General features: G+C 72.5%; 22 protein-coding genes. 3 read left to right on the top strand and 19 right to left on the bottom strand.

Annotated elements, in window-relative coordinates; genetic code table 11:
* Nucleotides 1-11 precede the first annotated feature (11 nt).
* From ACGFW6_RS13305 to ACGFW6_RS13270, 8 genes are all read right to left on the bottom strand, one after another.
* On the bottom strand, nt 12-446 hold the full coding sequence (locus tag ACGFW6_RS13305; protein ID WP_393507737.1) for a VOC family protein: 435 nt from the start codon (nt 444-446) through the stop codon (nt 12-14).
* Nucleotides 447-470: 24 nt separating this feature from the next.
* Nucleotides 471-1,136 carry a response regulator gene (locus ACGFW6_RS13300; RefSeq protein ID WP_393507736.1) on the bottom strand — a complete coding sequence of 222 codons (666 nt, stop codon included), beginning with the start codon at nt 1,134-1,136 and terminating at the stop codon, nt 471-473.
* Complete coding sequence (locus ACGFW6_RS13295; RefSeq protein ID WP_393507734.1) at nt 1,133-2,473, bottom strand: sensor histidine kinase; 1,341 nt, start codon at nt 2,471-2,473, stop codon at nt 1,133-1,135. The genes ACGFW6_RS13300 and ACGFW6_RS13295 overlap by 4 nt, the downstream gene beginning before the upstream one ends.
* A 217-nt stretch (nt 2,474-2,690) precedes the next feature.
* Nucleotides 2,691-3,365, bottom strand: a complete 675-nt coding sequence (locus ACGFW6_RS13290) for a response regulator (protein ID WP_393507732.1) — start codon at nt 3,363-3,365, stop codon at nt 2,691-2,693.
* On the bottom strand, nt 3,362-4,756 hold the full coding sequence (locus tag ACGFW6_RS13285; RefSeq protein ID WP_393507730.1) for a sensor histidine kinase: 1,395 nt from the start codon (nt 4,754-4,756) through the stop codon (nt 3,362-3,364). The genes ACGFW6_RS13290 and ACGFW6_RS13285 overlap by 4 nt, the downstream gene beginning before the upstream one ends.
* Nucleotides 4,757-5,102: 346 nt before the next feature.
* Nucleotides 5,103-6,335, bottom strand: a complete 1,233-nt coding sequence (locus tag ACGFW6_RS13280; RefSeq protein ID WP_393507728.1) for an acyltransferase — start codon at nt 6,333-6,335, stop codon at nt 5,103-5,105.
* Nucleotides 6,328-7,308, bottom strand: coding sequence for an alpha/beta hydrolase (locus ACGFW6_RS13275; protein ID WP_393507726.1), 981 nt, complete (start codon nt 7,306-7,308; stop codon nt 6,328-6,330). Before ACGFW6_RS13275 ends, ACGFW6_RS13280 begins: the two co-directional genes overlap by 8 nt.
* Before the next feature lie 377 nt (nt 7,309-7,685).
* On the bottom strand, nt 7,686-8,657 hold the full coding sequence (locus ACGFW6_RS13270) for an alpha/beta hydrolase (protein ID WP_393507724.1): 972 nt from the start codon (nt 8,655-8,657) through the stop codon (nt 7,686-7,688).
* A 233-nt stretch (nt 8,658-8,890) separates the two neighbouring features.
* On the opposite strand from ACGFW6_RS13270, the gene ACGFW6_RS13265 reads away from it, so the two are divergent.
* On the top strand, nt 8,891-9,493 hold the full coding sequence (locus ACGFW6_RS13265) for a TetR/AcrR family transcriptional regulator (RefSeq protein ID WP_393507722.1): 603 nt from the start codon (nt 8,891-8,893) through the stop codon (nt 9,491-9,493).
* A 225-nt stretch (nt 9,494-9,718) separates the two neighbouring features.
* Here the strand turns inward: ACGFW6_RS13265 and ACGFW6_RS13260 are convergent, their stop codons facing one another.
* The 10 genes from ACGFW6_RS13260 to ACGFW6_RS13215 all read right to left on the bottom strand — a co-directional run bounded on the left by ACGFW6_RS13260 (nt 9,719) and on the right by ACGFW6_RS13215 (nt 20,568).
* Nucleotides 9,719-11,017 carry a kynureninase gene (locus ACGFW6_RS13260; protein WP_393507721.1) on the bottom strand — a complete coding sequence of 433 codons (1,299 nt, stop codon included), beginning with the start codon at nt 11,015-11,017 and terminating at the stop codon, nt 9,719-9,721.
* Nucleotides 11,010-11,882 (bottom strand): tryptophan 2,3-dioxygenase family protein, encoded by an 873-nt coding sequence (locus ACGFW6_RS13255; protein WP_393507719.1) that lies wholly within the window; start codon nt 11,880-11,882, stop codon nt 11,010-11,012. The genes ACGFW6_RS13260 and ACGFW6_RS13255 overlap by 8 nt, the downstream gene beginning before the upstream one ends.
* A gap of 150 nt (nt 11,883-12,032) precedes the next feature.
* Nucleotides 12,033-12,446, bottom strand: coding sequence for a DUF3151 domain-containing protein (locus ACGFW6_RS13250; RefSeq protein WP_393507718.1), 414 nt, complete (start codon nt 12,444-12,446; stop codon nt 12,033-12,035).
* 217 nt (nt 12,447-12,663) lie between these two features.
* Nucleotides 12,664-14,160, bottom strand: a complete 1,497-nt coding sequence (locus ACGFW6_RS13245) for an MFS transporter (RefSeq protein ID WP_393507717.1) — start codon at nt 14,158-14,160, stop codon at nt 12,664-12,666.
* Nucleotides 14,161-14,231: 71 nt separating this feature from the next.
* Complete coding sequence (fbaA, locus tag ACGFW6_RS13240) at nt 14,232-15,254, bottom strand: class II fructose-bisphosphate aldolase (protein WP_393507715.1); 1,023 nt, start codon at nt 15,252-15,254, stop codon at nt 14,232-14,234.
* 170 nt (nt 15,255-15,424) lie between these two features.
* The gene (gene pyrE, locus ACGFW6_RS13235) at nt 15,425-15,973 is read right to left on the bottom strand and encodes an orotate phosphoribosyltransferase (protein WP_393507713.1); all 549 of its coding nucleotides are present in this window, start codon (nt 15,971-15,973) and stop codon (nt 15,425-15,427) included.
* 10 nt (nt 15,974-15,983) lie between these two features.
* Nucleotides 15,984-16,781 carry an aldose 1-epimerase gene (locus tag ACGFW6_RS13230; RefSeq protein ID WP_393507711.1) on the bottom strand — a complete coding sequence of 266 codons (798 nt, stop codon included), beginning with the start codon at nt 16,779-16,781 and terminating at the stop codon, nt 15,984-15,986.
* Between the two features lie 287 nt (nt 16,782-17,068).
* Entirely contained in the window at nt 17,069-18,067 is a 999-nt protein-coding gene (locus tag ACGFW6_RS13225) for an SRPBCC domain-containing protein (RefSeq protein WP_393507709.1), read from the bottom strand.
* A 219-nt stretch (nt 18,068-18,286) separates the two neighbouring features.
* Nucleotides 18,287-19,930 carry a polyamine aminopropyltransferase gene (locus tag ACGFW6_RS13220; RefSeq protein ID WP_393507707.1) on the bottom strand — a complete coding sequence of 548 codons (1,644 nt, stop codon included), beginning with the start codon at nt 19,928-19,930 and terminating at the stop codon, nt 18,287-18,289.
* A gap of 80 nt (nt 19,931-20,010) precedes the next feature.
* Nucleotides 20,011-20,568 (bottom strand): DUF2617 family protein, encoded by a 558-nt coding sequence (locus ACGFW6_RS13215; RefSeq protein ID WP_393507705.1) that lies wholly within the window; start codon nt 20,566-20,568, stop codon nt 20,011-20,013.
* An 811-nt stretch (nt 20,569-21,379) separates the two neighbouring features.
* Between ACGFW6_RS13215 and ACGFW6_RS13210 the strand changes: the two genes are divergently transcribed.
* Nucleotides 21,380-22,564, top strand: a complete 1,185-nt coding sequence (locus tag ACGFW6_RS13210; protein WP_393507703.1) for a pyridoxal phosphate-dependent aminotransferase — start codon at nt 21,380-21,382, stop codon at nt 22,562-22,564.
* A 93-nt stretch (nt 22,565-22,657) separates the two neighbouring features.
* On the opposite strand, the gene ACGFW6_RS13205 is transcribed toward ACGFW6_RS13210, so the two are convergent.
* A complete protein-coding gene (locus tag ACGFW6_RS13205; protein ID WP_030945435.1) occupies nt 22,658-23,185 on the bottom strand; it encodes a YbjN domain-containing protein in 528 nt (175 codons plus the stop codon).
* Between the two features lie 136 nt (nt 23,186-23,321).
* Here ACGFW6_RS13205 and ACGFW6_RS13200 point away from each other — a divergent pair, with 136 nt between their 5' ends.
* On the top strand, nt 23,322-23,819 hold the full coding sequence (locus tag ACGFW6_RS13200; RefSeq protein ID WP_393507701.1) for a hypothetical protein: 498 nt from the start codon (nt 23,322-23,324) through the stop codon (nt 23,817-23,819).
* Nucleotides 23,820-23,878 lie beyond the last annotated feature (59 nt).

Here is a 23,878-nt window from a genome sequence, read left to right as displayed (position 1 = left end):
TGACCAGGGCCCTAGGCCGTGCCGAAGTCCGGGAGAGTGACCGTGCCGTCCTCGGCGAGCGGGAACCCGGGGTTGTGGGCGACCTCCCAGGCGTGGCCGTCGGGGTCGACGAAGGCGCTGGAGTAGAAGCCGATCTCGTTGAGCGCCGCGGGTTTCGTGACCGTCCCGCCGGCCCGTTCCACCACCGCGAGGAGCGCGTCCACCTCCGCCTCGGACCGGACGTTGTGCGCGAGGGCGATCCCGCCGAACCCGCTCGGCACCCCGGGCTGAAGACCGCAGTCCCGCGCCAGCTTGTCCCGGCTCCACAGCACCAGCCCGAGACCGCCCGCCTGGAAGAAGACGGTCTCCTGGACCTCCTGCCCGCGCCAGCCCAGGGCCTCGTAGAACGCCTTCGACCGGGCGAGGTCGGAGACTCCCAGCGTGATCAGAGTGATGCGCTGTTCCATCCCCTCACCGTAGGGCCTGCCGCCTCAGCCCGGCGTGACCAACCGCGCCTCGTAGGCGAACACCGCCGCCTGCGTCCGGTCCCGCAGCCCCAGCTTCACCAGGATCCGGCTCACGTGCGTCTTGATCGTCGACTCGGCGACCACGAGCCGTTCGGCGATCTCCGAGTTCGACAGGCCCTGCGCGATCAGCACCAGCACCTCCGTCTCCCGCTCGGTGAGATCCCCGTACGCCGCGTGTGCCGAGGGCATCATGCGCGGGGAGTCGGACATCTTCGAGAACTCCGTGATCAGCCGCTTGGTGATCGAGGGCGCGAGCAGCGCCTCGCCGGCCGCCACCACCCGCACACCGTCGGCGAGCTGACGCGCCGAGGCGTCCTTCAGCAGGAAGCCGGAGGCTCCCGCGCGCAGCGCCTGGTACACGTACTCGTCGAGGTCGAAGGTGGTCAGCACCAGCACCTTGGCGGCGCCGTCCGCCGCGACGATCTCGCGGGTGGCCTCGATGCCGTTGAGCTCCGGCATACGGATGTCCATCAGCACGACGTCCGGGGTGAGTTCACGGACCCGTTCCACCGCCTGGCGCCCGTTGACGGCCTCGCCGACGACCTCGATGTCCGGCATCGCGTTGAGCAGGACCGAGAAGCCCTCGCGCACCATCATCTGGTCGTCCGCGATCAGCACGCGGATGGTCATGAGGCGTCCTCCGCGCTCGTGGTGACCGGCAGGAACACCGTCACCTCGTACCCGCCGTCCTGCGACGGGCCCGCCGTCATCTCACCGTTCAGCATGGAGACCCGCTCCCGCATCCCGGTGATGCCGTGCCCGGCGCCCGGTGAGGGCTTCACCAGGGCCGGCGCGGGCGGCGGGCCGTTGACTATGCGCAGGCCGAGACCGCCGAGGACGTAGGCGACCTCCACCCGGGCGGGCGCGCCGGGCGCGTGCCGCAGGCTGTTGCTGAGGGCCTCCTGCACGATCCGGTACGCCGACAGCTCCACGCCGGGCGGCAGCTCACGCGCGGCGCCCGTGATCGCCTTCTCGACGCTCAGTCCCGCGTCCCGCACGTTCGCCAGCAGGACCTCCAGGTCGGCGAGGGTCGGCTGCGGGGCCTCCGGCGCCTCGTAGTCCTCGGCGCGGACCACGCCCAGGACCCGGCGCAGCTCGGTCAGCGCCGCCACCGCGTTCTCCCGGATGGTCGCGAAGGCCCGCTCCAGCTCCGGCGGCGGGTTCTCCACCCGGTAGGGGGCGGCCTCCGCCTGGATGGCGACGACCGACATGTGGTGGGCGACCACGTCGTGCAGCTCGCGGGCGATGTTCGTGCGCTCCTCCAGCAGGGTGCGCCGGGAACGCTCGTGCGCGGTCACCGTCTGCTGCGCGGTCACCTCCTGGCGGGCCTCCCGGCGGGTGTGCCAGACGGCGACGACCAGCAGGACCAGCGCCGAGACGATCATCATCGGGCCGGTGTTGGTGCCGTAGTAGTGCCCCGGACCGAAGAGCACCTCCGCCACGAAGCCGTACGCCCCGGTGACGGCCCACATGTACGCCGCCGTGCGCGGCCTGGTGCGTATGGCCACCACCGTCAGCACCGTCAGATGGCAGACGAAGGCCGCGGGCGACCACGGCCAGTCGCCCATCGACCCGCCGAAGATCACCGTGAGCGGGGTGGCCGCCATGGACGCCCAGAACGCCCCGACCGGCCGGACCATGGTCAGCAGGATCGGGATCACGGCGATCGGACCGAGCACCAGGGCCGCGCCGCCGGTGTCGACGGTCGCGATGAGCAGCGTCAGCAGGGCGACCCCGGTGAGCAGGGCGTGCGGCGTCCAGGCCGCGTACTCGCGCAGCCGGCCCGGAAGTCGCCTGGTCACGGGGCCGTCGACCCGCATGCGGGACATCGGGCGGTAGGCGAAGGCGTCGTGGAACAGGTCCTGCCGCAGCCCGCGCATGGCGTCCGCGGCCAGCCGGAACTCCGGGCTGCGCGGCTTGGCGCCGTCCCCCGGGGGCGGGGTCGGCATCTGAGTCGTCTCGGTCACGTACAGAACGGTAGGCGCCGGGGGGTGCCGCGGTCGTCCCCAGTGAGAGGGGTTCCTGCGGGTCCCTCTCAGGTACTACGGGTATCACCGCTGGTCGCGCCCGTCGCACCGGTTGCGCCGGAGGTGCGGGGCGCCCCGGGGGTGGGCAGGCACACAGCCCGCCCACCCCCGGGGCACGGGGAGGACGGGCTGTGTGAGGGGCTGCGGACGGGCTGTCTCAGTACCCGGAGGGCCGCACCACGCCCGTCTCGAACGCGAACACCGCGGCCTGCGTACGGTCCCTCAGCCCCAGCTTCACCAGGATCCGGCCCACGTGGGTCTTCACCGTCTGCTCGGCGACGACGAGACGCTCGGCGATCTCCGCGTTCGACAGCCCCTGCGCGATCAGGGCGAGGACCTCCGTCTCGCGTTCGGTCAGGTCGGCGACGCGGGCCTTCAGCGGGGCGCGCGGCCTGCCGTCCATGCGGCAGAACTCGCCGATCAGCCGGCGGGTGATGACAGGCGCGAGGAGAGCGTCACCGGCCGCCACGACCCGGACCGCCTCGGCCAGCTGGTCGGCGGAGGCGTCCTTCAGCAGGAAGCCCGAGGCGCCCGCGCGCAGTGCCTCGTAGACGTACTCGTCCAGGTCGAACGTCGTCAGCACCAGCACCTTGATGTGCGGCGACGCCATGGTGATCCGGCGGGTGGCCTCGATGCCGCCGAGTTCGGGCATACGGATGTCCATCAGCACGACGTCCGGCATGAGCTCGGCGACCTTCGCGACCGCGTCCAGACCGTCCACCGCCTGACCGATCACGTCGATGTCGGGCTTGGTGTTGAGCAGCACGGAGAATCCCTGCCGGACCATCTGCTGGTCGTCGGCGATGACTACGCGGATGGGGCTGCTCGTCATGCGGTGCCGTCCTTGTCGGGGTGCTGTGGGTCGGGGGTGTGGGTGGGCCCGGTGTGGGCCTTCGCGTTGTCGGCGTGCCTGGTGTCCTGCGGTACGTAGGCGAGGCCCTCGATGCGCGGGTATGCCGGGAGGTAGGCGCTGACCACGTAGCCGCCGTCCCGGGCCGGGTACGCCGACAGGGAACCGCCGAGCATCGAGGCCCTCTCCCGCATGCCGAGCAGACCGTGGCCCGCGCCGGGCGACGGAGGCGCGGGCCATTGCGGCGGTGAGTTGACGACCCGCAGGCTCACGGCCCGCGGCTCGTACGCGACGCCGACGCGCGCGGTCGCGCCGGGGGCGTGGCGCAGGACGTTGCTCAGCGCCTCCTGCACGATCCGGTACGCCGACAGCTCCACGCCGGGCGGCAGCGCGCGGCGGCGCCCGGTGATGTCGAGGGTCACGGTCAGGCCGGCACCGCGGATGTTGTCGACCAGGGCCTCCAGCCGGTCGAGGGTGGGTTGCGGAGCGTGTGGGGCCGCCGCATTGGCGCCGGTGTCGGTGCCGGTCGGGTCGAACACGTCCGGGGCGTCGGGGTGTTCCGAGCGCAGGACTCCGAGGACGCGGCGGAGTTCGGTCAGGGCGTCCAGGGCGTTCTGCCGGATGCCCTCCAGGTTCTCCTTCAGTTCGTCGGTCGGGTTCTCGACGAGATGGGGGGCGACCTGGGCCTGGATGGAGATGACCGACATGTGGTGGGCGACGACGTCGTGCAGTTCGCGGGCGATACGGCTGCGCTCCTCCAGGAGGGTGCGCTGGGCGCGTTCGGACGCGGTGAGCGTTTCCTGCTCGACGAGTTGGGTGCGGGCCTCTTTGCGGCCGCGGAGGGCGGTGCCGACGAGGACGGCCACGGCGAAGACGGCCACCGCCGTGATGCCGGTGCCGGAGTAGCGCTGTCCGCCTATGACGCCCTGGAGAAGGAACGTCGCCATGGCCGACGCGGCGAGGGCCGCCACGGCGGTGCGGGTACGGACGCGGAGGGCGAGGAGCAGCAGGACCGTGGCGTCGGCGAGGACCGCGGGGGTGCTCCAGGGCCAGTTGGGGCCGGGAGTCGGGGTCTCCGCGAGGTGCGGGCGGGCGATGAGGGCGATGACGACCGCGGCCGCCAGGTTGAGGGCCCATGCCTCGATGGGGCGCCACAGCGCGAGGACGAGCGTGCCGCCGAGGGCGAAGCCGGCGACCAGGCCGTGGGCCGTGCTCAGGTCGTAGCTGGAGCTGAGTTCGTTGCCGCCGGCGAGGGAGACGCCCAGGGCGATCCAGACGGTGAGGAGGATCGTCAGCCGGCGGAGCCAGGTTGTGCCGAAGGGTTTGCGGAGGTGGGTGCGGAGGGGTTGGCCGGTGCGGGGGTCGGCCGGCACGCGGCCTTCGGCCGCGATCGTGTTCCTGCCCGCACCACCCGTGCGGCCATCGTCATCGGGTGCGGGTGGCCCTTGTGGGGGCCGGCCACCATCGGCGAGTGCGGGTGGCGCCTGCGGGGGCGGCGGGCCGTCCGCGGGCGGCGGGATGTCCGCGGGCGGCGGGATGTCCGCGGGCGCGGGTGACAGTGCGGGCCGCGCGTTGTCCGCTCGTGCGGGTGAGAGCCGCGGGGGTCGCCCACCGTCCGTGGACCCGCGGGACCGCTGCGGTGCGTTCGTGCCTTCCCTGTCGGGCGGTTGACCGTGGTTCGCCGGGGACAACTCCTCCTCTTCGTTCACGTGGTTCACCCTAAGCATGGTTCTGGGCCTTCGTTTTGGGGCTTTCGTGGGAAGAGTGGGTGCGGATCACCCGGGATGCGTGGCCCTTCGGACGGCGTGGGCCCTGTTCGTAGATGCGGAAGGTCGTCCAGCACAGGGCCAGGACCGCCGCGAACACGGGGAGCCAGGCGAGGCGGGCCGCCACCCAGGTGAGGTCGTCCGGGGTGGTGTGCAGCCCCGGGAGATGACCGATCGTCAGGGATGTGGCCGTGGTGGCCATCAGGGCGGTCTGATGCCAGAGGAAGATCGTCATCGCGGAGAGGTTGAGCAGGGCCACCGCCGCCCAGGCCAACGGCCGGCGCATCGCGCGGCGCAGCGGCTCGCGCAGAAGCAGGGCCAGCCCGCACTGGGCCAGGCCGAAGGTGACGGCGGCCAGCGTCGGCGGGTTGAGGTTGGAGACTCCCGCGCCGGGGACGCCGACCATGGACGCCGGATAGCCCGCCCAGGCGACCAGCGCTGCCGTCGCCGCGGTGCCGCCCGTCAGCAGGATCCAGCCCGCCCGCCGACGCTCCAACTCCCCCCGGGTCCAGGCCGCGCCCACGGTGAACGGCACCATCCAGCCCGCCGCCAGGTTCACCCAGCCGAGCCAGTCGGGGGCGCCCAGGCCGAAGCGCAGGAGGTCGACGTGGAGGACGACGGCCAGGGGCCACAGCGGGTGGAGGCGGCGCAGAAGCGGTGTCGCAGCCGTCAGTGCCGCGAAGACCAGCAGGAACCACAAGGGCGACAACGCCAGTTTCAGCAGGGTGTGGATCGTGTCCAGCTCCGTGCCCGAGAGCAGCAGGAGAACCGATGCCACTGTCCACAGGGTGAGGACGGCCGCCACCGGTTTGAACAGGCGCGACAGCCGCGACGCCAGCCACCGTGTGTAGGGGGTACCGCGCTCGCGGGCGGAAGCGTGGCCGCGGGTCGCCACATGCCCGCCGACCAGGAAGAACACGGCCAGGGTCTGGAACACCCAGGAGATCGGGGCCAGCCAGGGCATGTCGCGGAGCGGGCTCGCGGTGCGCAGGCCCCCTCCGTCGCCGTCCGTCACCAGGGCCGTGACCAGCCAGTGCCCCAGGACCACGCCGAGGATGGCGAAGGCCCGCAGGGCGTCGACGGCCCGGTCCCGTTCGCCGGGAGTGGCGGCGTCGACCCGGGCGGCACCCCGGCGTATGCCTTTCCACAGGCGCTCTCGGCGTACGGCCCGCGTCGGCTCAGCCATGGGTCACCTCCGAGGTCTCGCCCAGGACGATCCGGGTCAGGTTCGCCAGGGACGTCGAGCCCGGCCGGAAGTAGTCGCTGTGGCCGCCGTCGCCCGCCGCGAAGACTCGGGCGCCGAAGGACGGGGACATCGGGTCGGTACCGAAGCCGACGGTCGTGCCGAGGACGTCGAACCTGACGTGCGGGACCTCTGCCACCCAGTCGTCACTGCCGCGGGCCGCCCAGACGCGGGCCCGGGTGTGCAGGGCCGCGGCGGTGTCCACACCGGTGCCGGGGCTGCCGATCAGGGCGATGTCGTCCACGTCCAGGCCGGATGCGGCACGGCCGCAGACCACGGAGCCGTAGGAGTGGCAGACCAGGGAGATGCGCGGCTTCGTCCCGACGGCACGCGCGCGCCCGTCCCCGGCCCCCTGACCCGCACGCCCGGAACCCTCGTCGGCCGTGAGTGCACGCAACTGCCGTATGAACTCCCGCAGTTCCGGGGCCGCCTGTTCGGCTCGGTCCGTCGTCGTGACCGTGGTGCTGACCGTGCCCGGTGTCTCGTAGCCGAGCCAGGCCACGACCGCGGTGCGTGTCCCCTGCGGGGCCCGGCGGGTGAGCTGTTCGTGCAGGGAGCGGGCGGTGTCGCGGAAACGGTCGTAGGTGTCGATGGACGTGTCGGAGCCCGGGACCAGGACCGCGATGCGGTCGGCGCGGGCCAGGTCGCCGAAGACTTCCGTCGCGAGGCCGAAGCCACGGCCGTCGAAGGCGAGGAAACGGCGCGACGGGTCGGCCATCTCGCGGTCCGCGGCGGCGCGTTCCCGGTCGCCGTACTCCGCGGCCATGCGGGACGCCTCGGCGGCGTTGGCGCGGTTGGCCTCGTACGTCTCGTCCAGCGTCGCCGCCGTCATCGGGGCGAGGCCGGCTGGGGCCGGCGCGGGGATCTCGGCGCGCGCGGCACCGGACAGCGGGACGACCACGGCACCGGTGATCACACAGGCGAGCAGCGCCCGGCGCCATCGATGGCCCCGGCGGCTGACCTTCTGCCCGCCCGAACCTGCCCTGCTGGACCTCTCCCCGCAGGCCCCTGCCCCGCCCGAACCTGCCCCACCCGCACCCGTCCCGCCGGAACCCCGCTCCTCCCGAAGCCGCCTCCCTCGAAGCCGCCTCCCCCGACGCGGCTCCGCAGGACTCGGCTCCCCCGGCCCCGGCCCGCCGGCCCCCGTCGCACGCCCCATGGTCGTCTTCCCTTCCAGTTCGCCCGGCCATCGGGCTTGCCTGGTGGGGAAGTTACGGATCGGGACTCGTCGCCCGCGTCACGCCAGGGGACTCACCTGCAACGTAGCTCTCAAGTACTACGGGTATGAGGGGGTCACCACGCCAGCTGCGCGATCTCCTCGACCACCACGGCGCACGCGTCCGCCGCCGGATCGATCAGCGGGAAATGGCCGACGTCCTCCAGCAGGGTCAGACCGACCACCTCACCCGCCTTCGCCGCCGCGTCCGCGTACGACTCGGCGACCGCCGACGGGACCACGATGTCGGTCCGGCCCTGGACGAGCGTGGTCGCGATACCGGTCGGGAGCAGGAGCGCCGGGTCGGCGTACGGCCGGCGCTCGGCGAACTCCACCGCGCCGCCCAGCAGTTGGCGAGCCGCTCCCCCGCACACGTCCAGCTTGTCGGCGACCGTCAAGTCGGCGATCGGGGCCAGGGCGACCACACCCCGCAGGGGCACGGGCCCGTCCGTGCGCCAGGGGGCGTCCGCCGGGAGAACATGACGGGCCGCCGCCCAGAGCGCCAGGTGACCGCCGGCCGAGTGCCCGGTGAGCACCATCCGGCGCGGATCGGCCTGCGGAAGCGCCTCCCGGACGAGCGCCGGCAGCGCGTCCAGCGCGGCGGCGACATCGTCGAAGGTCCCCGGCCAACGACCGGCCACAGCAAAACCGCCCCCGCCCGAACCGGAACGGCCGTCGTCAGAACCCGAACCGACCTCGTCAGAACCCGAACCGACCTCGTCAGAGCCCGAACCGCCCGCGCCCGAGGCGTCTCCCTCCGCCCCCCGCCGGTACTCCACGTTCGCCACGGCGAACCCCCGCCGCGCCAGGAAGTCCGCGAACGGCGTGACGTGCCGGCGGTCGTACGGCGCACGCCATGCCCCGCCGTGCAGGAGGACGACCAGCGGGGCGAGGACGCCCGGCGTGGTCTCGCCGCGGGGCGCGTAGAAGTCGATCACCTGGTCGGGGTGGTCACCGTAGGAGGCAAGGGCGTCGGGATCGACGGGCGGGTGGGAGAAGGCCGACTCCTCCTCGGCGGCGTCCCGGGCAGCTGCGGCGTCGTCCGGCATGCTCCAACCTCTCAGCGATGAAACGGAATTGGACGAAAGCGGGATGGCGGGCGGGAACCAAGGTGTGGTGGCGGACCAGGCTCGCTTGCGGCCGTTGGCGGGGACGGTACCAGGCCCGTCACGTGCGCCGACACGTGGATGTCACGCTCGGTGAGGGTTAAACGGTTCTGCTGTTTCGTTACGCTGGAACCGGGGATCATGCCGCAGCACGCACCCGTACCAAGGAGGCCGATATGTCCGCCGAACCCGGCACCGTCCGTCCCGGAGGGCGTACCGCGCGTGTCCGTACGGCCGTGCTGCGGGCGGCCGGAGACGTGCTGGCGGAGCACGGTTTCGACGGCCTCGACCTCGCGGACGTCGCCCGCCGCGCGGAGGTCGGCAAGACGACCGTGTACCGGCGGTGGGGCTCGGTGACAGGGCTGGTGGCCGACCTGCTCGACGACATGGCCGAGCAGTCGCTGCCGCGGGAGGAGACCGGCTCCGCGCTGGGCGACCTGCGGGCCAACGCGGCGCTGGTGCGACGGACCCTGGCCGACCCCCGGCAGGGCGCGCTGTTCCGTGCCGTCATCGCCGCCGCGACCTGTGACGCGCGTACGGCACAGGCGCTGCGGCGGTTCTACGAGGTGCGGGTGGCGGAGTGGGCCCCGTGCGTGGAACAGGGCGTGGCCCGAGGGGAGTTCCCTGCCGGGACGGACGCCGAGGCGGTCGTACGGGCCGTGTCGGCTCCCCTCTACTACCAGTTGCTGACGACCGGGGAGATCCCCGACGCCCCCGCCGCGGAGCGCGCCGCGCGAGCGGCGCATGCGGCTGCCGTGGCGGGGGTGTACGTCACGTAGGCGCTCCGCCGGGAGTGCCGTGACGGGGACGGCCGCAACCGGGCGCGCCTCGACCGGAAGTCCCGCGAACGGAAGTCCCGCGAACGGAAGTCAGGCAAATGGAAGTCCCGCGACCGGCGGTGCCGCCAGACGCCGTCTCGCGGCTGCTGCGCCGCCGTGGCTGATCGCGCAGTTCCCCGCGCCCCTGGAAGGCGTTGCCGAACCACCGCCCGACCAGCCCCGGTGTCAGCGCAACACCTCCCCCAGCACCCGAGCCGCCCGCTCCACGTCCGCGAACCCGACATACAGCGGCGTGAAGCCGAACCGCAGCACGTCGGGGTGCCGGAAGTCGCCCACGACCCCGCGCGCGATAAGCCGCTTCATGACCTCGCCGGCGTCCTCGCAGCGCAGCGCGACCTGGCTGCCGCGCTCCGCGTGTGCCACCGGGGTCACCGACTCCACGCGCCCCTCGGGCACGTACGCCGCGACGCACTCCAGGAAGAAGTCGGTCAGGGCCAGCGACTTGGCGCGCACCGCGTCGATCGGCACCCCGTCCCAGACCTCCAGGGCCGCCTCCAGGGCGAGCATGGAGAGGATGTCGGGCGTGCCGACCCGGCCGCGCAGCGCACCCGCCGCCGGTTCGAAGGCGGGCCGCATGCCGAAGGGCTCGGCGTGCGAGTTCCAGCCGGGCAGCGGGGAGTCGAAACGGTCCTGGAGATCACGGCGCACGTACAGGTACGCCGGTGAACCGGGGCCGCCGTTCAGGTACTTGTAGGTGCAGCCGACCGCCAGGTCCACGCCGTGCTCGTCGAGCCCGACCGGCAGGGCGCCCGCGCTGTGGCACAGGTCCCAGACGGCGACCGCGCCCGCCGCGTGCACGGCGGCGGTCAGGGCCGGCAGGTCGTGCAGCCGGCCCGTGCGGTAGTCGACGTGGTTCAGCAGGACGGCGGCCGTACGGTCGCTCAGCGCGCCCGGCACCTCGGCCGGGGTGACGGGCCGCAGCGTACGGCCGGTCATCCGGGCCGCCGACTCGGCGATGTAGCCGTCCGTGGGGAAGGTCGTCGCGTCGACGAGAATCTCGTCGCGCCCGGACCCGGCGGATCCGGGAGAACCTCCCGAACCGGAACCCGCCGAATCCGCCGAACCCACGAAATCCGCCGAACCCGCCGAACCCACGGAGTCCGCCGAACCCGCCGAACCCACGGAGTCCACCATGCGCACGGCGGCCACAAGTGCCTTGAAGACATTCACACTCGTCGAGTCGCCGACCACGATCTGGCCGGGTGCCGCGCCGACCAGCGGGGCGATCCGGTCGCCGATCCGCTCGGGCGCGGTCCACCAGCCGCTCTCGTCCCAGGAGCGGATGCGCAGCTCGCCCCACTGCCGCCGTACGACGTCCTCGACGTGGCCCGGGACGTTCGCGGGCAGTGCGCCCAGCGAGTTCCCGTCGAGGTAGACGACCTCGTCGAGCACGAACTGCTTACGGACGCCGGCCAGCTCGTCGGCGGCGTCCAGCGACCCCGCCCTCGTCGTGAGCTCAGACATGGGACCTCGCCGTCCACAGCTCGGGGAAGACGTTCTTCTGCGCGCGCTTCTCCAGCCAGGCCACCCCGGCCGAACCGCCGGTGCCGGCCTTGGCGCCCATCGCGCGGCGGGTGGCGACCAGATGGTCGTTGCGCCAGCGCCACACGAGTTCGGCCACGTCGGTGAGCGCCTCGCCCAGGCGGGCGAGCTCGGCGTTCTGGTCGCCGGAGTAGATCGCCGTCCAGGCGGCCTCGACCTCCGGCGTGGGCTCGTACCGGCGCGCGACGTCCCGCTTGAGCACGGCCTCGGGGATCGCGCAGCCGTGCCGGGCGAGGAAACGCAGCACCTCGTCGTAGAGGCTGGGCTCGTGCAGCGCCTTCTCCAGTTCCGCGTGGACGCGCGGGGCGCCGCGGTGCGGGACGAGCATGGACGCGGACTTCTCGCCGAGCAGGAACTCCATACGGCGGTACATCGCCGACTGGAAGCCGGAGCCCTCGCCGAGGGCGCTGCGGTACGCGTTGAACTGGGCCGGCGTGAGCTGGCCGAGCGGCTTCCAGGAGTGGTTCAGGGCGTCCAGTTCCCGGACCGAACGCTTCAGGGCGTCGATCGCCACGCCCGGCCGGTCCTCGCGCAGCGCCCGCGCGGCGGTCTCCCACTCGTGGACGATGACGGTGAACCACAGCTCCATGACCTGGGTCGTGACCAGGAAGACCATCTCTCCGGGGTCGTCGGAGAGGGTGTGCTGGAGGTGGGTGAGGACGTCCGCCTTCACGTAGTCCTCGTACGGCGTGGTGCCCGCGAAGTCGAGATGAGGGGTCTCGGGCTCGTGAGTCTCCGGGGAGGTTTCCTGGGGTGGCTCCGCGGACTGGTGAGCCTGCTGGGACATTGCTGTCTCCTGTGTAACTCCGGGTAGCGGTCCGCCCTGCCGTTATCGACAAAGGGGCCCCGGTCCCCACCCGGCATCCTCAGGGATCGCCCCGGGTGGCGCAAGGCCCGCCTGGTCACATCGGCGGGCCTCACGCGGGAAGCCGCGCGGCTAGCCCAGGGTCTGGGCCGCCGTGGGCGAGGAGTCCTTCAGGAACTGGGAGCAGCGCTCGTACTCCTCCTGCTCGCCGATGGATCCGGCGGCGCGGGCGAGGGCGTGCAGGGCGCGCAGGAAGCCGCGGTTCGGCTCGTGCTCCCAGGGGACCGGGCCGTGGCCCTTCCAGCCGTTGCGGCGCAGGGAATCCAGGCCGCGGTGGTAGCCCGTACGGGCGTAGGCGTACGACTCCACGACGCTGCCCCGCTCGAACGCGTCGTCGGCCAGCTGGGCCCAGGCCAGCGAGGAGGTCGGGTACTTCGCGGCGACGTCCGCGGGGGCGGTGCCGCCGGCGAGCAGCTCGCGGGGCTCGGGGTCGTCGGGGAGGTGGGTCGGGGGCGGGCCCCCGAGAAGGTTTTCGTGAATGGCCATGGGGTCCAGTCTGGCCCATGGGGTGGGTACGGCAGGTCGGGGCGCCCTTGTGTGAACGGCCGGGGTTTCCTCGCCCCCGCCGCCGCCACCCGTCCCGTCCTCCAGGGGTACCGCCCCTTCGACCCCGGTGTTCCTGGGGCTGCCGCCCCAGACCCCGCATCGGCCTGAACGGCCTCGTCCTCAAACGCCGGACGGGCTGAAAGACCTGGACCGGCGCTCAGCCTCCCGTGTCTCCCTCGCCGCCCTTCATCTCCAGCCGCCCCCGGCTGCGTACTCCCTCCAGCGGAGGGGTCGTCACGCTGCCGTGGTGGAGGCATTCCGGCTTGCGGCAGTCCGGTGGCAGTGGGCGAACCGTCGCGAAGGCGACCACCGCACCCAGCAGCAGCACCCCGGCGCAGATCGGCATCGCCCGGTCGAAGGCGGCGTCGAAGGCGTCGGCCGAGCGGTAGGCCTCCTCGCCCATCCCGGCGAGCAGCGGCAGCGCGGCCACCGCGACCAGGCCGGCCGCCCGGGCCGCCGCGTTGTTGATGCCGCTGGCCAGGCCCGCGCGGGCGGTGTCGACGGAGGCCAGGACGGTCGCCGTCAGGGGCGCGACCAGGATGACCATGCCGAGGCCCAGGACCAGCAGGGCCGGCAGGACGTCCGTGAGGTAGGAGGCGTCCGGGCCCACCCGCAGCATCAGCAGCATGCCGGCCGAGCACAGCAGCGGGCCGACGGTGAGCGGGATACGCGGGCCGATCCGGTCGGCGAGGGCGCCCGAGCGGGCCGAGAACAGCAGCATCAGGGCGGTCGTCGGCAGCAGGGCGGTACCGGCACCGAGCGCCGAGTAGCCGGAGACGACCTGGAGCTGGAGCGCGGCCAGGAAGAAGAAGCCGCCGAAGGCCGCGTAGACACAGAGGGTGACGAGGTTGACGGCCGTGAACTGGCGGGAGCGGAAGATGTCGAGCGGCATCATCGGGTCCGGGCGGTGCCGCTCGACCCACACGAAGGCGATCCCGGCCGCCACACCGGCGATCGCGGTGACCCACACGGTCACCGAGACCTGCTGCGCCTCGATCAGCGCGTACGTCACCAGGGCCAGGGCCGCCGCGCCGAGGAACGCGCCGAGCACGTCGAAGCGGCCGTGCTGGGTGCCGTCGCCCGACTCCGGGACATGACGTACCGCGATCGGCGCGCAGAGCAGCGCCAGCGGGACGTTCAGCAGGAACACCCAGCGCCAGCCCGGCCCGTCCACCAGCCAGCCGCCGAGGAACGGGCCGACGGCCGCGCCGATGCCCCCGAAACCGGACCACAGGCCGACGGCACGCGCCCGGTCGTCGGGATGGAACGACGCCTGGATCAGGGCCAGGGACCCGGGGGTGAGGAGGGCGCCGCCGATTCCCTGGAGGGCGCGGGCGGCGATGAGCACGCCGACGTTCGGGGCGAGCCCGCACAGCAGGGAGGCCAGGGCGAACCACACGACGCCGATCACGAAGACCCTGCGCCGCCCGTACCGGTCCCCCAGCGAACCGCCGAGCAGGATCAGCCCGGCCAGCGTCAGCATGTACGCGTTGACGGTCCACTGGAGAGCCGCCAGGTCGGCGTCGAGGTCCTCGCCGATGCGCGGGAGGGCGACGTTGACGACGGTCGAGTCCAGCATCGCCATGCTGGAGCCGAGGACGGTGGTGAGCAGGATCCATTTGCCCTGCGGTGAGGCCAGCCGGACGTCGGGCATGCCCCCAGGTATACAGCGAGCCCGGCGCCGTAGACAGGCGCCGGGCTCGGAACTCCTGGAAACCGGGAGAACTACTTGATCTTCGTACCGGTGGAACGCAGGTTGCCGCAGGCCTCGGTCACGCGCGCGGCCATGGAGGCCTCGGCGAGCTTGCCCCAGGTGCGCGGGTCGTAGGTCTTCTTGTTGCCGACCTCGCCGTCGACCTTCAGGACGCCGTCGTAGTTCTGGAACATGTGGGCCGCCACGGGACGCGTGAAGGCGTACTGCGTGTCGGTGTCGATGTTCATCTTGACGACGCCGTTCTCCAGCGCGGTCGCGATCTCCTGCTCGGTGGAGCCGGAGCCGCCGTGGAAGACGAAGTCGAACGGGGAGGGCTTGCCGTACTTGGCGGCGACGCCCTCGTTCAGCTCCTTGAGCAGCTCGGGACGGAGCACGACGTTGCCCGGCTTGTAGACGCCGTGGACGTTGCCGAAGGAGGCGGCCAGCAGGTAGCGCCCCTTCTCACCCAGGCCGAGGGCCTCGACGGTGCGGATGGCGTCGTCGACGGTCGTGTACAGCGAGTCGTTGATCTCGTGCGAGACGCCGTCCTCCTCGCCACCGGTCGGGGTGATCTCGACCTCGAGGATGATCTTCGCGGCGCGGGCGCGCTCCAGCAGCTCCTGCGCGATGGAGAGGTTGTCGGCGAGGGTCTCGGCCGAGCCGTCCCACATGTGCGACTGGAAGAGCGGGTTCTCCCCGCGCGCGACCCGCTCCTCGGAGACGGCGAGCAGCGGACGTACGTACCCGTCGAGCTTGTCCTTCGGGCAGTGGTCCGTGTGCAGGGCGACGGTGATGTCGTACTTCTTGGCGACGATGTGCGCGAACTCGGCCAGGGCGACGGCGCCGGTGACCATGTCCTTGCTGTGCTGGCCGCCGAGGAACTCCGCACCACCCGTGGAGATCTGGATGATGCCGTCGCTCTCCGCCTCCGCGAAGCCGCGCAGGGCCGCGTGCAGGGTCTGGGAGGAGGTCACGTTGATGGCCGGGTAGGCGAACTTGCCTGCCTTCGCCCGGTCGAGCATCTCGTTGTAGACCTCGGGGGTTGCGATGGGCATCTGTCCGCTCCTTGGAGTGTGCGGGTCGACGTACTGCGTACGGCGTTCTGGCTTACGGCCCTGACCTAGACCTAGGGATGCGACGTCATCGTCGGCCCCATCTTTCCAGACGAACCGGGATGCTCCGAGCGCCTGTCACCAGCCGAGACGGACGCCCGTGCGGACCGGCGTCAGTCCAGGCCGAGTTCGTCCTTGGAGTACGCGAAGAGGTAGGGCACTCCGGCCCCCTGCTCGATCTTCTCGGCGGCGCCGGTTGCCCGGTCGACGATCGTCGCGACGGCGACGACCTCGGCGCCGGCCTCGCGCACGGCCTCGACCGCTGTCAGCGGGGAGCCGCCGGTGGTGGAGGTGTCCTCGACGACGAGGACACGGCGCCCGGCGATGTCCGGCCCCTCGACCCGGCGCTGCATCCCGTGCGCCTTGGCGGCCTTGCGGACGACGAACGCGTCGAGCCGCCTGCCCCGCGCGGAGGCGGCGTGCAGCATCGCGGCGGCGACGGGGTCGGCGCCCATGGTGAGCCCGCCGACCGCGTCGAACTCCAGCTCCGCCGTCAGATCGAGCAGCACCTGCCCGACGAGCGGAGCGGCCTCCCCGTCGAGGGTGACGCGGCGAAGATCGACGTAGTAGTCGGCTTCCAGCCCCGACGACAGCGTCACCTTGCCGTGCACCACGGCCTTGTTCTTGATCTGGTTCAGCAGCTCGCCACGTACGTCAGTCATGCCGCCCAGCTTAGAGGCGCCGCCAGCTCCAGACGGTCGTGGCCTCCAGCGGCTCCAGGGGTGTGACCAGGCGGGGCAGGGTGTTCAGGCCGTTGGGCGGCCCGGTCTGCGGCTCGACGCAGACGGCGGCTTCCTGCTCGTCGTACACGACGACCCATTCCTCGCGACTGCTCACCTTCAGCTCCAGCTGCCCCGGCCAGGTGAGCGTGACGTCGACGCCGCCGGGCATCCCGAAGCAGTCGTCCCACGGCCCCGGCAGCGGCTCGATCCGGTTCCCGGTCGGCAGGTGGTCGTCCCCGCGCTCCTCCTGCCAGGCGGGGCGGAAGTCGAGCCGGACGTCCTCGGCGCCTTCGCCGCCGAGGTTCCGGTTGAACCAGGGGTGCCAGCCGATCTGCGCCGGGAAGGAGTCCTCGTACGTCTCGACGGACATGGTGAGGCTGAGGCTGTCCGGCGTGAGGGCGACGACGTGGGTGACGCGGCCGGAGTAGGGCCACGGCTCGACCAGGTCGTACGTGATCACGGCCTCCCCGTCGGCCACCCGGGCCACCTTCCAGGCGCCGTCGCGGGCGGTGCCGTGGATGGCGTGCGGCGGGGCGTTGAGCGGCATCTGGCGCACCCGGGCGCCGTCGAGGAACCGGCCGTCCCTGATCCGCCCGCACCAGGGAACCATCGGAAAGCACCCGAAGCGCTCCCCCTGCCGCAGCAACTCGGTCCCCCCGACGCGCAGCCCCCCGACCCGCCCACCGTTCCCCGGCAGCACGTCCACCTCCGCGTCACCCGCGGTCAGCGTGATGTGTTCGTTACTCACGAGACGACCCTACTGGGACGATCAACCCCCGAAGAAGACCACCCCGAAGCCCGACGAACACTCGCAACACCGGTCCGCGCCCCTTCCAGCCCCGTCCGGCGTTGGAGGACGCACCCCATGACGAGAGCCGGTCCGCGCCCCTTCCAGCCCGTCCGGCGTTTGAGGACGAGGCCGTTCAGGCCGAAGCGGGGGTCCGGGGGCGGCAGCCCTCAGGGACGATGGGGGTCCCCCCGCTCGAGCGAAGCCGAGAGTGGGGGAGGGTAGGGGCGGCGGGGGCGAAAGAACCCTCAGTGACGCCGCCGCAACATCCGCCCCACCACGATCGCCGAGGCCAGCACCAACGCCGCCGCCGGCGCAGCCCACCGCAACGTGGAATTCGGCGCCACCGTCTGCGGCGCCGGAACAGGCGCATACCGCCCCCGAGGCGGCGAGTGATCCACTTCCTCCGCACTGCGCCCGATCATCGTCCGCCGAGCATGCGCCGCCTCAGCGACAGGCGCGTCCTCCCCGCCCTCACCCCCGGCTTCCTCGTCCTCGCCCCGCGGATCCAACGACGGCGGCGGCACCTCACTGTCGAAAACGGAAGCGGACCCGGACTCGGCCCCGTCGTCCACGCCGTCGTCCGCCCTCTCGTCCTCACCGGCGTCCTCACCGGCCTCCGCCGCCCGCCCCGGCCCCGGAACCGCCGCGTCATCCGCATCCGGAGTCGTCTCGAATTCACTGGTGGCCCGCGTCTCGAACTCCCCGGGCGCCAACGCCTCCTCCACGGCCTCGGCGTCCCCCTCGGACGCACCCTCCTCCACGACCCCCGTCCCGGGCTCGGACTCGGACTCGGACTCGGGTGCCGGCCGGTTCCGCCCTTCGCCGGCCACCACCCCCAGCTGCCCCCCAAACCGATTCAGCAGCCGGGCCACGGCGGACCCGACGGCCTCGGCGGGGAACTCCGTGACCCGCCCGTGCGCCGACGCGGTCCCCTCGAACCGCAGCGTCGCCCCGCCCTCGGCCTCGGCGACCCGCAGGGTGAGCGCCAGCTTCACGGACCCGTTGCCGCGTGCCTCGGTCGCGTCGCCCTCGACGGCATAGGAGCCGTCCTCCCGGGCGGAGATCCGCACGGCACCGCGATAGGTGATGGTGTGACCGCCGACGCGCACCTTCAGCCGCCCGGTAACGGGCTCGGCCCCGGCGTCCTGCTGGAGCCCGGGGACCGCGCGGGCGACCCGTACGGGATCGGCCAGCACCTCCCTGAGCTGCTCCGCCGCAACCGGAACGAACACCTCATGCTCCATGCCGATCGAGCCTACCCAGCATGGCGAGAACCGCACCCACACATCCCGGGATTCTCACCGGACACCCGCCCGCCGGGCGTATCCTCCCCGCGCCTCGCTCTTCCCGGCGCCTCGCCCCTCCCCGCGCCTCGCCCTTCCCGGCGCCTCGCCCCTCCCGGCACCTCCCCCCTCCCGAAGCCGCTCACCACCACGCCCCCACCCCGCCACCTCCCACCCCCCTCAGTACCGCGGATGCACCACCGTCGAAGCCCCCAACCCCCGCACCCGCGTCCCCTCAGCCGCTCGTGCGTCGGCGCTCAGGCCCCTCTGGGTCAGGGTCTCCAGTCGCGGCGCCCTCTCCCCCGTGCCGAGCCGCAACCCCGGCCGCTCGCCCCGCGCCGCCAGGATGAACCCCCAGTCCTCCGGTGCGCGGGTCGGGCGGGTCGAGCGGTCGGGGCCGGCCGTGAATCCGGAGTCGCGGCCGGTGACGCGGTAGGGCGCGGTCCGCAGGCCCGCCGCGCGCAGGGTCGTGTCGGCCGTCCAGAAGGCGCGGGGCCGCGAGGACACCGGCCCGGCGTGCACCGCGAGACGGCCGCGCGGGGTCAGGGCGCGGCGGGCGAGCCCGTAGAACTCCTGCGAGTACAGCTTCGTGCTGGCGGTGATGCCGGGGTCGGGCAGATCCGAGATGACGACGTCGTACGTCTCCGGCGGAGCCGCCCGCAGCCAGCGGAACGCGTCGTCCGTCATGACGTGGACGCGGTCGTCGTCGTAGACATGGTCGTTGAGGGCGGCGAGCGGAGGGTCCCGGCGCGCCAACCGCACGACCCCGGCGTCGACTTCGACGACGTCGACCCGGTGCACCCCGGGATGGCGCAGCACCTCGCGCGCCGCCAGTCCGTCCCCGCCGCCGAGGATCAGCACGCGCGTGTGCTCGCCGCTCATCGCGGGGTGGACCAGCGCCTCGTGGTAGCGGCGTGCGTCGCGCCCGCTGACCCGCAGCCGCCCGTCGAGGAAGAGGTCGAGGGGCCGGCCGCCGGTGCCGCCGGTGATGACGACCTCCTGGACGTCGGTCTGGACCGCCACGCGGACGTCCTGTCCGTACACCGCGTGCCGAGCGGCCCGTTCGAAGTCGTCGACGAGTACGGCGGCGGAGGCGAGGATGCCGAGCACGGTGATGTTGGCGATCACCAGCAGCCAGCGGGCGCGGCGGCTGAGGTCCCCGCCGAACAGTCCGAGGACGAGGGCGCCCCCGACGACGGCGTTGACGGCGCCGGTGATCAGGGCGGAGCTCAACTGGCCGAGCAGGGGCAGCAGGAGGAAGGGGAAGGCGAGGCCGCCGACCAGCGCGCCGACGTAGTCCGCGGCGAACAGGTCGGCGACCGCGCCGCCGGCGTCCTGGCGCCGGATGCGCTGGATGAGCTCCATCAGCAGCGGCACTTCGGCGCCGATGAGCAGGCCGATGGTGAGGGAGAAGGCGACGAGCAGGGCGCGCGGGCCGTCGGCCCACATCCCGCCCCAGTCGCCGGTCCAGGCGAAGACGGCGTACAGCGCGAGGGCGCTGGATCCGCCGACGAGGGCGAGTACGGCCTCGATCGCGCCGAACCCGGCGGCGGCGTGCGGGCGCAGCCGCTTCGCGGCCAGCGCGCCGAGGCCCATCGCGAACACCATCACGGACAGCACGACGGATGCCTGCGTGACCGAGTCACCGATCAAGTACGAGGCGAGGGCGACGAGTTCGAGTTCGTACACGAGTCCGCAGGCGGCACATACGAAGACGCCCGCGAGAACCAGGAAACGTCCGGTGCTCGGCCGGACCGGGAGCCGCGGAGGACCGGCCCAGGGCGGCCTGGTGCCGGGTGGTGCGGGGGCGTGCGGCTCGATCACGTTGCCGACGGTACGTTACGGCACGGGTACGCTTCGTCACCCACACGGGTGTTGTTGAGGCGGCGGACGTTTCGTCGCCGTCAGGCCCCCGACGGGCCGGACGGCACCGGCCGGCGCCGGGCCGCGCCCTTGGCCGCCCGTACACCCACCCTCGTGCGCGTCGCCACCAACTGCCCGTCCTGCGGGTACGCGTGCCAGGTGCGCCAGTGGACCTGGCCCTCGTGATGCTGGGCCAGCAGCGCGGTGAAGGCGTGCGGGCTGCCGGGGAAGACGCCGGCGAGGCCGTGCGGATGGTCGGCGACCAGTGCGAGCAACTCCTGCGCGCGGCCCGCGAACTGCCCCGGCGACAGGATCTCCACGCGGGCCGCGAACTCGTACTCCCAGTCGCCCGCCCGCTTGGCCACGCCGAGCGGCAGGGGCGTGCTGCTGCCCGGCATGCAGGCCACCGTCTCCGAACAGATGCCCCGCTCCTCCTCCAACAGCACCTGATGGGACGCGCCGAGCAGTCGCAACTGAAGCTTCGCACCGGTCAGTTCGAGGTCGACGGCGGCCAGCGCGGGCAGCGGCTCCCGCCCCAGGGCCCAGGCGAGGTCGGCCGCACGCGTGTCGGTGTAGGCGGTGTTCAGGGTCGTGAGCATGGGTCGGCTCCGCTACGCGAACAAGGGGAGGTGTGGGTCTCCGGCGCACCCCGGCCGACACTGAGGGGTCGGCCCGGTCAGCTCGTTGATCGGCCGGTCAGATGGGTGTCCGCGGGACGTCCGAGGGGCTGCGTTGGTGAAATTCACTGAATCATGAACTAGGGCGCCACCACAGGGTTTTTACCCAAGTTCGGAGGGTTTCCATCCCTCAGAGGGCTTATCAGCTCAACTGTTCAACTCCGGCGTGCGCCGACGGGGACGGGGCGTGCGCCGGTACGCCGGCGCGGCGACTTCGATCCTGGTGCCGGACGCACGGAAGCGGGGCCGGTCCCAGGCACCGGCCCCGCTCCACGCGGATGCGATTCCCCCTGCTCGGGGAGCTCAGCTGCCCCGTGTCAGCTGCCTCCGCCACCGCATCCGCCACCTCCACCGCCGCCGCAGGACGACCCGCCTCCGCATGACGAGCTCCCGCCGCAGGAGGAGGAGCCACCCCCGCAGGACGATCCGCTGTCGCCCCCGCCGGCCCACCAGCTGCCGCTGCTGCTGCCGTGGTGCGCACTCCGCCTGCGGCTGTGGGTGCGGCTGGACGAACGTGCGCCGCTGCGCGCGGCGGACACGACGATCAGCACGAAGACAACCGCGACCAGCGCCACCACAAAGCCTGTGACCATGGCGTCAGCCTCCTTCCGTTCCCCCGAAGCGGATCCGGGCGTCCCCCCGTGGGCGCCTCCCGCTCGGTGCGTGGCAGGGAGATGCCCTGCGCTCTCGCGGCCCAAAGCAGAGTTGAGGAACTCCAGAGCTTGGGCGGAGGATGACCCGCATGACCTCCACTCCCCGCCCGCTGCTCAACCGCCGGCTCGCCGAGTTCGGGACGACGATCTTCGCCGAGATGTCCGCGCTGGCCCTGAGCACGGGGTCCATCAACCTGGGGCAGGGCTTCCCCGACACCGACGGGCCCGAGGAGGTCCGCGAGGCGGCCGTGCGGGCGCTGCGGGACGGGCGCGGCAACCAGTACCCGCCCGGCCCGGGCGTCCCCGAGCTGCGCACGGCCATCGCCGCGCACCAGGAGCGGCGCTACGGGCTGTCGTACGACCCCGACTCCGAGGTCCTGGTCACCGCAGGCGCCACCGAGGCCATCGCCGCCACGCTGCTCGCGCTGCTGGAGCCCGGCGACGAGGTCATCGCCCTGGAGCCGTACTACGACTCCTACGCGGCCTGCATCGCGATGGCGGGCGGCACGCGCGTGCCGGTCACGCTGCGGCCGCACGAGGGCAGCTTCCGGCTCGACCTGGACGAGCTGCGCGCCGCGGTCACCGACCGCACCCGGCTGCTGCTGATCAACACCCCGCACAATCCCACCGGCACCGTCCTCACCCGGGCGGAACTGACCGCGGTCGCCGAGCTGGCGGTCGAGCGGGATCTGCTGGTGGTGACCGACGAGGTGTACGAGCATCTGGTCTTCGACGGGGCCGAGCACCTGCCGCTCGCGTCCTTCCCGGGCATGCGCGAGCGGACGGTGACGATCGGGTCGGCCGGCAAGAGCTTCTCGTTCACCGGCTGGAAGGTCGGCTGGGTGACCTCGGCCCCGGGCCTGGTCACGGCGGTGCGCTCGGCGAAGCAGTTCCTGACGTACGTCGCGTCGGGGCCGTTCCAGTACGCGGTCGCGGAGGCGCTGGCCCTGCCGGAGAGCTACTTCACGGCCTTCCGCGCGGACATGCTGGCCAAGCGGGACCTGCTGGCGGCGGGGCTGACGGAGGCCGGGTTCGAGGTGTTCAAGCCCGCCGGCACGTACTTCATCACCACCGACATCCGTCCTCTCGGCCAGAGCGACGGCTTCGCCTTCTGCCGTGCGCTGCCGGAGCGGGCCGGGGTGGTCGCCATCCCGAACGCGGTCTTCTACGACCACCGGGAGGAGGGGGCGCCGTTCGTGCGGTTCGCGTTCTGCAAGCGCACGGAGGTGCTGGAGGAGGCGGCGAAGCGGCTGCGGGCCCTGTAGGACGGCAGGGGCGGGTGCGCGAAACGGCGTGAGCCCGGCCCGGCACCCGGCCCTGTGGGCCGGTGCCCTGGCCGGGCTCCTGGATGTCGAGGACTACTCCTCGTCGTCCTCGGGCTTCTCCGCGTCGTTGACCTCCTGCTCGAGGCCGAGCTGCTCGACGAGCCACTTGTCGAACTCGATGGCGGCCCGCACCCAGCTGACCGTCGACGAGACGAAGTGCTCCAGGCTCACGCCCGTGCCGATCAGCATCTGTGCCTCGCCGATCAGGCGGACGGTGCCGTCGTCGTGCGTGTGGCTGTAGACCTTGGGCCACAGCGTCCGGCGGTTCCAGTCGTCGATCGACTCGAGGAGCAGGGGCTTCTCGTCGATCTTGTGGGGCCGGTCGTAGAACGTCCGCACCGAGAAGACCTGCTGGTCGTCCTCGCCACGGAACATGAAGTACGTACGGAACTGCTCCCACGGCGCCGCGAGGTCACCCTCGTCGTCGACGACGTACTTCAGCTCCATCTGATCGAGGAGCTGCTTCACGAGGTCCTGATCCGGGACTACGGGGCCGGGCGGGGGCCCGGGCTGCGGCTGCTGGCCCCCGAAGTTCGGAATCGAGGACGGGTCGATGCTCACCGTGAATTTCCCTTCGTACGGATTACGCCATCCTCCCCCATGCGGGGAGGGGGGTGGCAACCCCGGACCGGCCCTGTCAGCCCTCGGCTGACAGGATTTGGCCTGTCGCGACGGACCGCGCACGGAGGGTGGGGACATGTCCGGAACTCAAGGTGGGGCACGGGCGCCTCGCGGCCGCACGAAATGGTGGATCGTCGCCGCGATCACGGCCGTGCCGGGACTGCTCCTCGTGGGCTTCGTGGCCCTGGTGGCGATGTGGGTGGTGACGGACGACGAGCTGTCCCGCTCCGGCCCCGAGAAGGTGCCCTGCGCGGACGCCCTGCGCTTCGGCGGGGCGGCGCTGCCGGCGGGGGCCCATGTCGTCGGGGCGTGCCAGGTGCAGGGCTTCCAGGACATCCACTACAGCGCGGCCTTCCGGATGCCGCGCGCCGAGGTCCGTGCCTGGCTCACGGCCACCTATCCGGACGCGAAGGCGCCCGAGACGCAGTTCTGCGGCGGCTCGGGGGTGGATCTCTGTCTCGATGTGGACCTTGTCGGGAGCGACCCGCCCGTGGACGCCCACGCCGTGCAGGTCGATGTCCTGTACGAGGACGCCGGCACCGCGCTCGTACGCTTCGCGGCGTTCACCCTCTGAGCGCGAGGGCCCGCCCCGGTGATCCGGAGCGGGCCGTCGTACGGGGTGACGCGGTGCGG

It is taken from the genome of Streptomyces sp. Y7, from assembly GCF_043195415.1.
GTDB lineage: Bacteria > Actinomycetota > Actinomycetes > Streptomycetales > Streptomycetaceae > Streptomyces.
The sequence above is the reverse complement of the archived record's forward strand: the minus strand, read 5'-3'. Positions and strand labels throughout refer to the sequence as shown.

Bases quoted from the DNA above. Each gene is read 5' to 3' on its own strand.
- ACGFW6_RS13305 (WP_393507737.1), bottom strand. From the start codon at position 446: ATGGAACAGCGCATCACTCTGATCACGCTGGGAGTCTCCGACCTCGCC.
- ACGFW6_RS13300 (WP_393507736.1), bottom strand. From the start codon at position 1,136: ATGACCATCCGCGTGCTGATCGCGGACGACCAGATGATGGTGCGCGAG.
- ACGFW6_RS13270 (WP_393507724.1), bottom strand. From the start codon at position 8,657: ATGCCGGACGACGCCGCAGCTGCCCGGGACGCCGCCGAGGAGGAGTCG.
- ACGFW6_RS13200 (WP_393507701.1), top strand. From the start codon at position 23,322: ATGTCCGGAACTCAAGGTGGGGCACGGGCGCCTCGCGGCCGCACGAAA.
- ACGFW6_RS13280 (WP_393507728.1), bottom strand. From the start codon at position 6,335: ATGGCTGAGCCGACGCGGGCCGTACGCCGAGAGCGCCTGTGGAAAGGC.
- ACGFW6_RS13225 (WP_393507709.1), bottom strand. From the start codon at position 18,067: ATGGAGCATGAGGTGTTCGTTCCGGTTGCGGCGGAGCAGCTCAGGGAG.
- pyrE (WP_393507713.1), bottom strand. From the start codon at position 15,973: ATGACTGACGTACGTGGCGAGCTGCTGAACCAGATCAAGAACAAGGCC.
- fbaA (WP_393507715.1), bottom strand. From the start codon at position 15,254: ATGCCCATCGCAACCCCCGAGGTCTACAACGAGATGCTCGACCGGGCG.
- ACGFW6_RS13255 (WP_393507719.1), bottom strand. From the start codon at position 11,882: ATGTCCCAGCAGGCTCACCAGTCCGCGGAGCCACCCCAGGAAACCTCC.
- ACGFW6_RS13250 (WP_393507718.1), bottom strand. From the start codon at position 12,446: ATGGCCATTCACGAAAACCTTCTCGGGGGCCCGCCCCCGACCCACCTC.
- ACGFW6_RS13215 (WP_393507705.1), bottom strand. From the start codon at position 20,568: ATGCTCACGACCCTGAACACCGCCTACACCGACACGCGTGCGGCCGAC.
- ACGFW6_RS13245 (WP_393507717.1), bottom strand. From the start codon at position 14,160: ATGCCCGACGTCCGGCTGGCCTCACCGCAGGGCAAATGGATCCTGCTC.
- ACGFW6_RS13210 (WP_393507703.1), top strand. From the start codon at position 21,380: ATGACCCGCATGACCTCCACTCCCCGCCCGCTGCTCAACCGCCGGCTC.
- ACGFW6_RS13260 (WP_393507721.1), bottom strand. From the start codon at position 11,017: ATGTCTGAGCTCACGACGAGGGCGGGGTCGCTGGACGCCGCCGACGAG.
- ACGFW6_RS13265 (WP_393507722.1), top strand. From the start codon at position 8,891: ATGTCCGCCGAACCCGGCACCGTCCGTCCCGGAGGGCGTACCGCGCGT.
- ACGFW6_RS13290 (WP_393507732.1), bottom strand. From the start codon at position 3,365: ATGACGAGCAGCCCCATCCGCGTAGTCATCGCCGACGACCAGCAGATG.